General features: G+C 41.5%; 9 protein-coding genes and 1 tRNA gene. 7 read left to right on the plus strand and 3 right to left on the minus strand.

Annotation, left to right across the window (positions count from 1 at the left end; translation table 11 throughout):
• The 4 genes from rpsF to mtgA all read left to right on the plus strand — a co-directional run.
• A partial coding sequence (gene rpsF / locus WBJ10_RS03845) for a 30S ribosomal protein S6 (protein ID WP_424288233.1) occupies nucleotides 1-332 on the plus strand: 332 nt, incomplete at its 5' end.
• Entirely contained in the window at nucleotides 332-595 is a 264-nt protein-coding gene (rpsR, locus tag WBJ10_RS03850) for a 30S ribosomal protein S18 (protein ID WP_305363252.1), read from the plus strand. The genes rpsF and rpsR, both read left to right, overlap by 1 nt.
• 15 nt (nucleotides 596-610) lie before the next feature.
• A complete protein-coding gene (rplI, locus tag WBJ10_RS03855; RefSeq protein WP_424288234.1) occupies nucleotides 611-1,054 on the plus strand; it encodes a 50S ribosomal protein L9 in 444 nt (147 codons plus the stop codon).
• 146 nt (nucleotides 1,055-1,200) lie between these two features.
• The gene (mtgA, locus tag WBJ10_RS03860; RefSeq protein WP_424288235.1) at nucleotides 1,201-1,920 is read left to right on the plus strand and encodes a monofunctional biosynthetic peptidoglycan transglycosylase; all 720 of its coding nucleotides are present in this window, start codon (nucleotides 1,201-1,203) and stop codon (nucleotides 1,918-1,920) included.
• A 98-nt stretch (nucleotides 1,921-2,018) separates the two neighbouring features.
• Here the strand turns inward: mtgA and WBJ10_RS03865 are convergent, their stop codons facing one another.
• Nucleotides 2,019-2,501: an ABC transporter ATPase gene (locus tag WBJ10_RS03865; RefSeq protein WP_424288236.1), complete on the minus strand. Its 483-nt coding sequence runs from the start codon at nucleotides 2,499-2,501 to the stop codon at nucleotides 2,019-2,021.
• Nucleotides 2,502-2,645: 144 nt separating this feature from the next.
• Here WBJ10_RS03865 and WBJ10_RS03870 point away from each other — a divergent pair, with 144 nt between their 5' ends.
• Nucleotides 2,646-3,305, plus strand: a complete 660-nt coding sequence (locus tag WBJ10_RS03870; RefSeq protein ID WP_424288237.1) for a hypothetical protein — start codon at nucleotides 2,646-2,648, stop codon at nucleotides 3,303-3,305.
• 30 nt (nucleotides 3,306-3,335) lie between these two features.
• On the plus strand, nucleotides 3,336-4,085 hold the full coding sequence (locus WBJ10_RS03875) for a DUF3575 domain-containing protein (protein WP_424288238.1): 750 nt from the start codon (nucleotides 3,336-3,338) through the stop codon (nucleotides 4,083-4,085).
• Between the two features lie 55 nt (nucleotides 4,086-4,140).
• On the opposite strand, the gene WBJ10_RS03880 is transcribed toward WBJ10_RS03875, so the two are convergent.
• Nucleotides 4,141-4,908, minus strand: a complete 768-nt coding sequence (locus tag WBJ10_RS03880; protein WP_424288240.1) for a (Fe-S)-binding protein — start codon at nucleotides 4,906-4,908, stop codon at nucleotides 4,141-4,143.
• Nucleotides 4,909-5,079: 171 nt separating this feature from the next.
• Nucleotides 5,080-6,381 (minus strand): 4Fe-4S dicluster domain-containing protein, encoded by a 1,302-nt coding sequence (locus tag WBJ10_RS03885; RefSeq protein WP_424288239.1) that lies wholly within the window; start codon nucleotides 6,379-6,381, stop codon nucleotides 5,080-5,082.
• Nucleotides 6,382-6,582: 201 nt separating this feature from the next.
• Between WBJ10_RS03885 and WBJ10_RS03890 the strand changes: the two genes are divergently transcribed.
• Nucleotides 6,583-6,655: transfer RNA gene (locus WBJ10_RS03890), tRNA-Phe, on the plus strand.
• Nucleotides 6,656-6,770: the final 115 nt, after the last annotated feature.

The following is a 6,770-nucleotide window of genomic DNA, read 5'->3' on the forward strand; positions in this document are numbered from 1 at the left end:
TGTTATCTGAAGAAGCTGCGAAAGAGGTTTTAACCAAATTCGGAAAGCTTATGACTGATAACGGAGCCGAAATTGTCCATGAAGACAATTGGGGTTTGAAAAAACTAGCGTATCCGATTCAAAAGAAAACAACTGGATACTATCACCTAACTACATTCAAAGCTCCGGGTGAGTTTATTAACAAACTTGAAGTTGAATACAAACGTGACGAGCGTATCATGCGTTTCTTGACTGTCGCGCTTGACAAGCATGCACTTGCTTTCAGCGAGAAAAAGCGTAGCGGAGCTTTCAACAAACCAAAAGAAACTAAAACTGAGGAGGTAGCGAAATAATGGCAAAAGACACAATCCAGTACGTTACCGCTCCAAAAGTTGATGAGAGCCGTAAAAAATACTGCCGTTTCAGAAAGAACGGAATTAAGTATATCGATTACAAAGACGCTAATTTCTTATTGAAATTCATAAATGACCAGGGTAAAGTATTACCACGCCGTTTGACAGGAACTTCATTAAAGTTCCAGCGTAAAGTTGCACAAGCTGTAAAACGTGCGCGTCATATCGGTTTATTACCTTATGTTACTGATTCATTAAAATAAGAGGGGATAAGCGAAATGGAACTAATTTTAAAACAAGACATCAAGAATCTCGGCGAGAAAGATGATGTCGTAAAAGTAAAGCCAGGATTCGGCCGTAATTTCCTTATTCCTAAGGGTTATGCAACTCTGGCTACAGAATCAGCAAAAAAAGTTTTAGCTGAAAACTTAAAGCAAGCTGCTTTTAAACAAGATAAAATCAAGAAGGATGCTGACGCTATCGCGAGCAAACTTGAAGGTGTTAAATTGTCTATCGGTGCAAAAGCTGGGGAGAGCGGTAAGATCTTTGGATCTGTGAATACCATTCAAATCGCTGACGCGTTGAAGAAAGAAGGCTTTGAAGTTGACCGCAGACGGATCACATTCGAAACTGAACCTAAATTTGTTGGTGAGTACATCGCAAATTTAAACCTTCACAAAGAGGTTAAGGTTAAGGTTCCGTTTGAGGTTGTAGCAGAGTAAACTGTTGCCAGATGTAAGTTACCTGTCACCAGGTTGACGACATCTGATTAACGGCTTTAGACAAGCAATAAAATAAATGCTTTCTGATTTAATTCAGGAAGCATTTTTTATTTTAGGCCAATATCAGTTATCACGTAGCCCGAAAAATGCCAAATCGAATCTCCACTAGAAAATCCAAAACTTCCAGACTTAGGAAAGTCACCCGCTTAATCGGCAAGTTAATTCTCTGGTTCTTCGCCATCACCATCTTCTGGGTCATCGCACTGCGGTTTATTAATCCTCCAGTTACATTCCTCATGATACAAAGGGGAGTTGAAGGGAAGATTGAGGGTAAAGGATGGAAGCTTGAGAAGGAGTGGATCCAGTTCGAAGATTTATCAGATAATCTTAAAAAGGCGACTATTGCGGGCGAGGACGTTAATTTTCTTAAACACTGGGGGTTTGACTTCAAAGCAATGGAAAATGCTTTTGAGAAAAATCAATCCGGAAAACGTAAAATTGGCGGCAGTACTATTAGTCAGCAGACCGCTAAGAATGTTTTCCTTTGGCCAGGCAGATCATACGTGCGTAAAGCTTTTGAAGCTTATTTCACAGCCTTGATTGAGCTACTCTGGGGTAAAAAGAGGATTCTGGAAGTCTATCTTAATGTAATTGAAACCGGGGATGGTATTTATGGTGCCGAAGCAGCATCACAAAAATACTATAACAAATCTGCTAGTAGTATGAGTAAGGGCCAGGCAGCTTTGCTGGTTGCGGTTCTTCCTAATCCTCGCAGATGGTCGCCCGCAAGGCCTACAGCTTATATATATCGTAAACAAAGACTGATTCTAAGGAATATGAGGAGGTTGGGGAAATTGCCTTTCTGATCCTCCTAATTGCGTATGCCGTCTGCATTTAAGTCGTTAAGATTTACCGCAGAGTACGCAAAAGTTCTGCGCAGAGGACGCAGAGGAAAGGTGCTAATTTATAAGACTTTATCCCCAAAAACCTGCCCATGCCAACTGTCCCTCATCGGAACTTCCCATGAAGTTTCCAGTTCTCGACGCATTGATATCATGTTATTAAAAACAATGGTATCCGAATTTAATTCACCATTACCAAGCAGCTCCTCAAACTCCGTTTTACTGCAGTTGATTACCCGCTCCCCATCCCGGTAGGCTATCCTAAACCGGTCGAAAAGCCCAATTCCAAATTCTCGTTCAAGCTCTTTCATCAGATAAACTGACTTATCAATTGAACAACCTGTAGCACCGGCCACCGCTTCATCTACCGATAAAATAATAAATTGATTATATCTGATTTCTCCATGAGCCGCTAATTGATGTCCGTGAGCTTGCCACTGCGAAGTGAAATCATCTAGCTTTTGCTGAATTTGTTGTTCTTCCTCAGAACTAAGGATACGATCGGATTGATAGATCCAGATCCGTGAGTTTTCAGAAATATTCATAGACAAAAATACGAATTTAAAATCCTGATGCTGCGAAATGCAAACTAACTTCTGACAATCATCCTGTTCAAACGAAAAAATGCCTATTTCTGGGTATTCTCCACTAACTATTTAGCCCCTATTTTTGGTTTAAAAAAGATAATCATGAAGAAAAAGCTACTATTGTCCGTATTAATCTGCCTGGGTGCTATAGCAACCTTAAGAGCTGATGAAAAAATTAAAATCAGTGCTTCAGAACAGGACGCTGTTATTTATGTAGATGGGAAACCATCAGGGTCTTCGGCAGAGATCAAAATTGATAAAGGTTCCTGTGTAAGCGTAAAAATTGTCAAGACTGGTTTTTTAACGGAAAATCTTTCATTTTGCGATAAGAAAAGTGCTGCAACCATCCCCAAGTCTCTTTTCGTGGAGTTAAGAAGGGATGATTCTTACGATGCATCCTTAAAAATTGATTTTGCTAATAATGATATCGATGTAAGAACTTCTAAGTCCGAAGCAGATGCCTGGCGGTTGATGAACCAGATAATCACTTCTCAGTTTGATATTATCGAAATCACTGATAAAGAGACTGGGTACCTACGTACAGCCTGGGCGGTGCAAACATTTAAGGGGAATACTATTCGTACACGTATTGTTGTTAAGCTAGGGGGAACAGATCCGCTTTATTACAAGATAAAGTTAATTAGCGAGCAGTCGGGCGAGGCTGGAACCAGTCCGAAGTCAGACGAAAGGTTTCAGGAATGGGATCGGGTATTAAGAAAATACGAAGGAGTAATAAACGAGATCCAGAACAGATTAAAATAATTTGACCCAGCCCGATCCATCCTAATAGATATGAGAAAATTATCACTAAGCGTTTTACTTTGTTTAAGTTCATGCTTTATCCTTGCCCAGGATAATATTAAAGCCAACTACGGGAGTTCTTCTTCCGGCAAAAATCTACTAAAGATCAATTTGTTATCATTGCCGCTTAATAACTATTCGTTCCAGTATGAGCGTGCAATAGCTAATAAAATAACACTTGGATTAGGCTATCGGTTCATGCCCGAATCTGGAATTCCAATGAAATCCTCCATTGGCAATTTGATAGATGATCCGGAAACTGAGGAGCAATTAGGTAATTTCCGGACTAGTAATTCCGCCGTTACGCCAGAAGTGAGATTCTATATGGGTAAAGAAGCCTTGCGAGGATTCTATCTTGCACCATTTGCCCGCTTCAGTAGTTATACAATTGAAGGGCCTTTCGAATATGACATGAATAATGGAGTTGCAACTCTCCCCTTGACAGGGAAATTGAACACCGTAACGGGGGGATTATTAATGGGTGCCCAATGGAAACTTGGAGGGGGTATCTATATGGATTTGTGGATGCTCGGCCCTCAGTATGGTTCTGCTAATGGTAGTCTAAACGCTGTTAAATCTCTATCCCAAGAGGAACAAGATGAACTTAGGCCACAACTAGAAGATCTGGCTAGTTTTTTTGCCGATTCAGAAACAACAGTGAATACCCAGGGGGCTCGTGTTGATATTTCAACGCCCTGGACCGGACTGCGAGCCGGGCTGTGCATCGGACTACGATTTTAATTATACCTTAAAAAGACCTGTGAGATCATAAACTAACAGGTCTTTAATCACAATGCTATAATCCGTTGGCTCTTGCTGTTATCTCCGCTATATCCAATACTCTTACTTCCTGCTCTTTATTATAGTTTTTAACCCCATCACTTAGCATCGTCATGCAGAAAGGACAGGATGATGCTACTATATTCGGCTCAAGGGCCAAAGCTTCATCTATTCTTTCAATATTGATGTCCCTATTGCCTTTTTCCGGCTCTTTAAACATTTGCGCTCCGCCTGCACCACAACATAGCCCATTGGACTTACAGCGTTTCATCTCCACAAGCTCAGCGTCGAGTATTTCCAGAGCAGCACGAGGTGCTTCGTAGATATTATTTCCCCGGCCTAAATAGCAGGGATCATGGAAGGTGATTTTTTTACCTTTGAAAGATTCTCCGCCTTCAGCTTTCAGTTTTCCTTCATCAATCAATTGCTGGATCAGCTGTGAATGGTGGATGACTTCGTATTTTCCGCCGAGCACCGGGTACTCATTTTTGATGGTATTGAAACAGTGTGGGCAGCCGGTTACTATTTTCTTGATCTGGTAGGCGTCAAGAGTTTGTATATTCGACATCGCCTGCATCTGGAAAAGAAACTCATTTCCAGCGCGTTTGGCCGGGTCGCCGGTACAGCTTTCTTCGGTGCCAAGTACAGCAAATTTTATCCCTACATGCTTTAGGATTTTGCAAATATCGCGTGTTATTTTTTGCGCCCGCTCGTCGAAACTCCCTGCGCATCCAACCCAGAAAAGGATTTCTGGTGATTCGCCCTTGGCTGTCATTTCGGCCATAGTGGGAACGATCAATTTGTCTATTTGTTGATTAGACAATTTGTCAATAGTTTCCTCCGTTGATTGATTTTCGTTTTCTGGAATCAAGTCTTCCATTTCTGCCTATATTTTATTTAATACTTTTTTATATTGGCCAATCGACAAATTGTCTCATTGACAAATTCTCATTGCCTAATTATTCTCCGCCCAATTTAAACGGTCCGCAGGCGAATACTTCCACGGCGCTCCATTATTTTCCACGTTCCCAAACATATTGTTTAATGCACCCGGGGCTTGCGATTCTTCCATAACCGCGTATCTTCTCAATTCTACGATTATAGCCAGAGGGTCAATGTTAACAGGACATGCCTCCGTACACGCATTACATGTGGTACAAGCCCATATCTCTTCCCTGCTTATATAAGTGTCGATGAGTGCTTTGCCATCATTGTGGTCCTTACCATGCTTGTCGATATTTAAACCCACCTCCGCCGTTCTGTCGCGTGTATCCATCATTATTTTACGCGGAGATAGGAGTTTACCGGTTATGTTCGCCGGGCATACCGAGGTGCATCTTCCGCATTCGGTACACGTATAGGCATCCATTAGATTTTTCCAGGTGAGGTCAGTAATGTCTTTTGCGCCAAACCTGCCAGCATCTGCAGCAGGTTCAGGCACAAATGATGGGTCCAGCATTGCTTTTACTTCATTCGTCACAACGGGCATATTACCCAACTCACCTTTGGGCTCGAGTTTGGAATAATAGGTGTTGGGGAAGGCCAGGATAATATGAAGGTGCTTGGAATAAGGTAGATAATTGAGAAATGCGAAAATTCCAATGATATGGAACCACCAGCAAGTCCGTTCGATAGCTATCAATGCTTGTTCTGAATCTGGCAGGAACGGAACGATCAGTCCGCTTACCGGAAATGAACCGGCAAGGGTGTAACCCGCCACTCCAAGCTGTTGAAGCTTATAGTCGGCCGCATTCATTAGAAGAAAGGCACTCATTAAAAGTACTTCAGCGATCAGAATAATATTTGCATCAGATGTGGGCCATTTGGTCATCTCAACTCCTCGGAACCGCCTGATCTTAACCACATTTCTTCTGGCAAAAAAGACGATGACTCCAAAAAGAACCAGCGCAGCAAGTATTTCAAAGGAGGCGATTAAAAAATTATATAATCCACCGAGCGGCGAAGCGAATATCCGGTGAGTTCCGAAAATCCCATCAATAATAATCTCGAGGACTTCCAGATTAATGATGACAAAACCAACGTAAACCAACAAGTGTAATACAAAAGCAACAGGCCTTTTCGACATTTTCGTCTGCCCGAAAGCTACCTTCAGCATAATCATTAACCTCTCGGTTGGACGGTCAGAACGATCTACCGGGCGCCCGAGATGAATATTCCTGCCGATTTTGCGTGCATTGAACGCAAAAAACCCGATGGCTGCGAGGGCGATAATAAGAAACAGAATTTGTAAAAGCATATTGGTATAGCTTGATAAATGCTAAAGTAGAAAATATACTTTATATGTAATTGCTATGCATGCATAATAGTTATATTTAGAATGAATTTAAAGGGGAGTCAACCGTCAATTTTTGAAATTTCCTTAGAAATTTTCAAATATTATTTTCATAAACCAAAAAAGACACTACATTTGCAGTCCCGAACAAAACGGGTATGGTCTGGTACCATAGCTCAGTTGGTAGAGCAAAGGACTGAAAATCCTTGTGTCGCTGGTTCGATTCCAGCTGGTACCACCGGAAAGCCTCAGAGAAATCTGGGGCTTTTTTGATTTAAAAAATTCGAATTTCATTGCCAAATGGGTATTAAAAACGATAAAGTGTGGAAAGCAGTATTTTCGAACCGTTTAGC

Source organism: Daejeonella sp. (genome assembly GCF_049655485.1).
GTDB lineage: Bacteria > Bacteroidota > Bacteroidia > Sphingobacteriales > Sphingobacteriaceae > Daejeonella.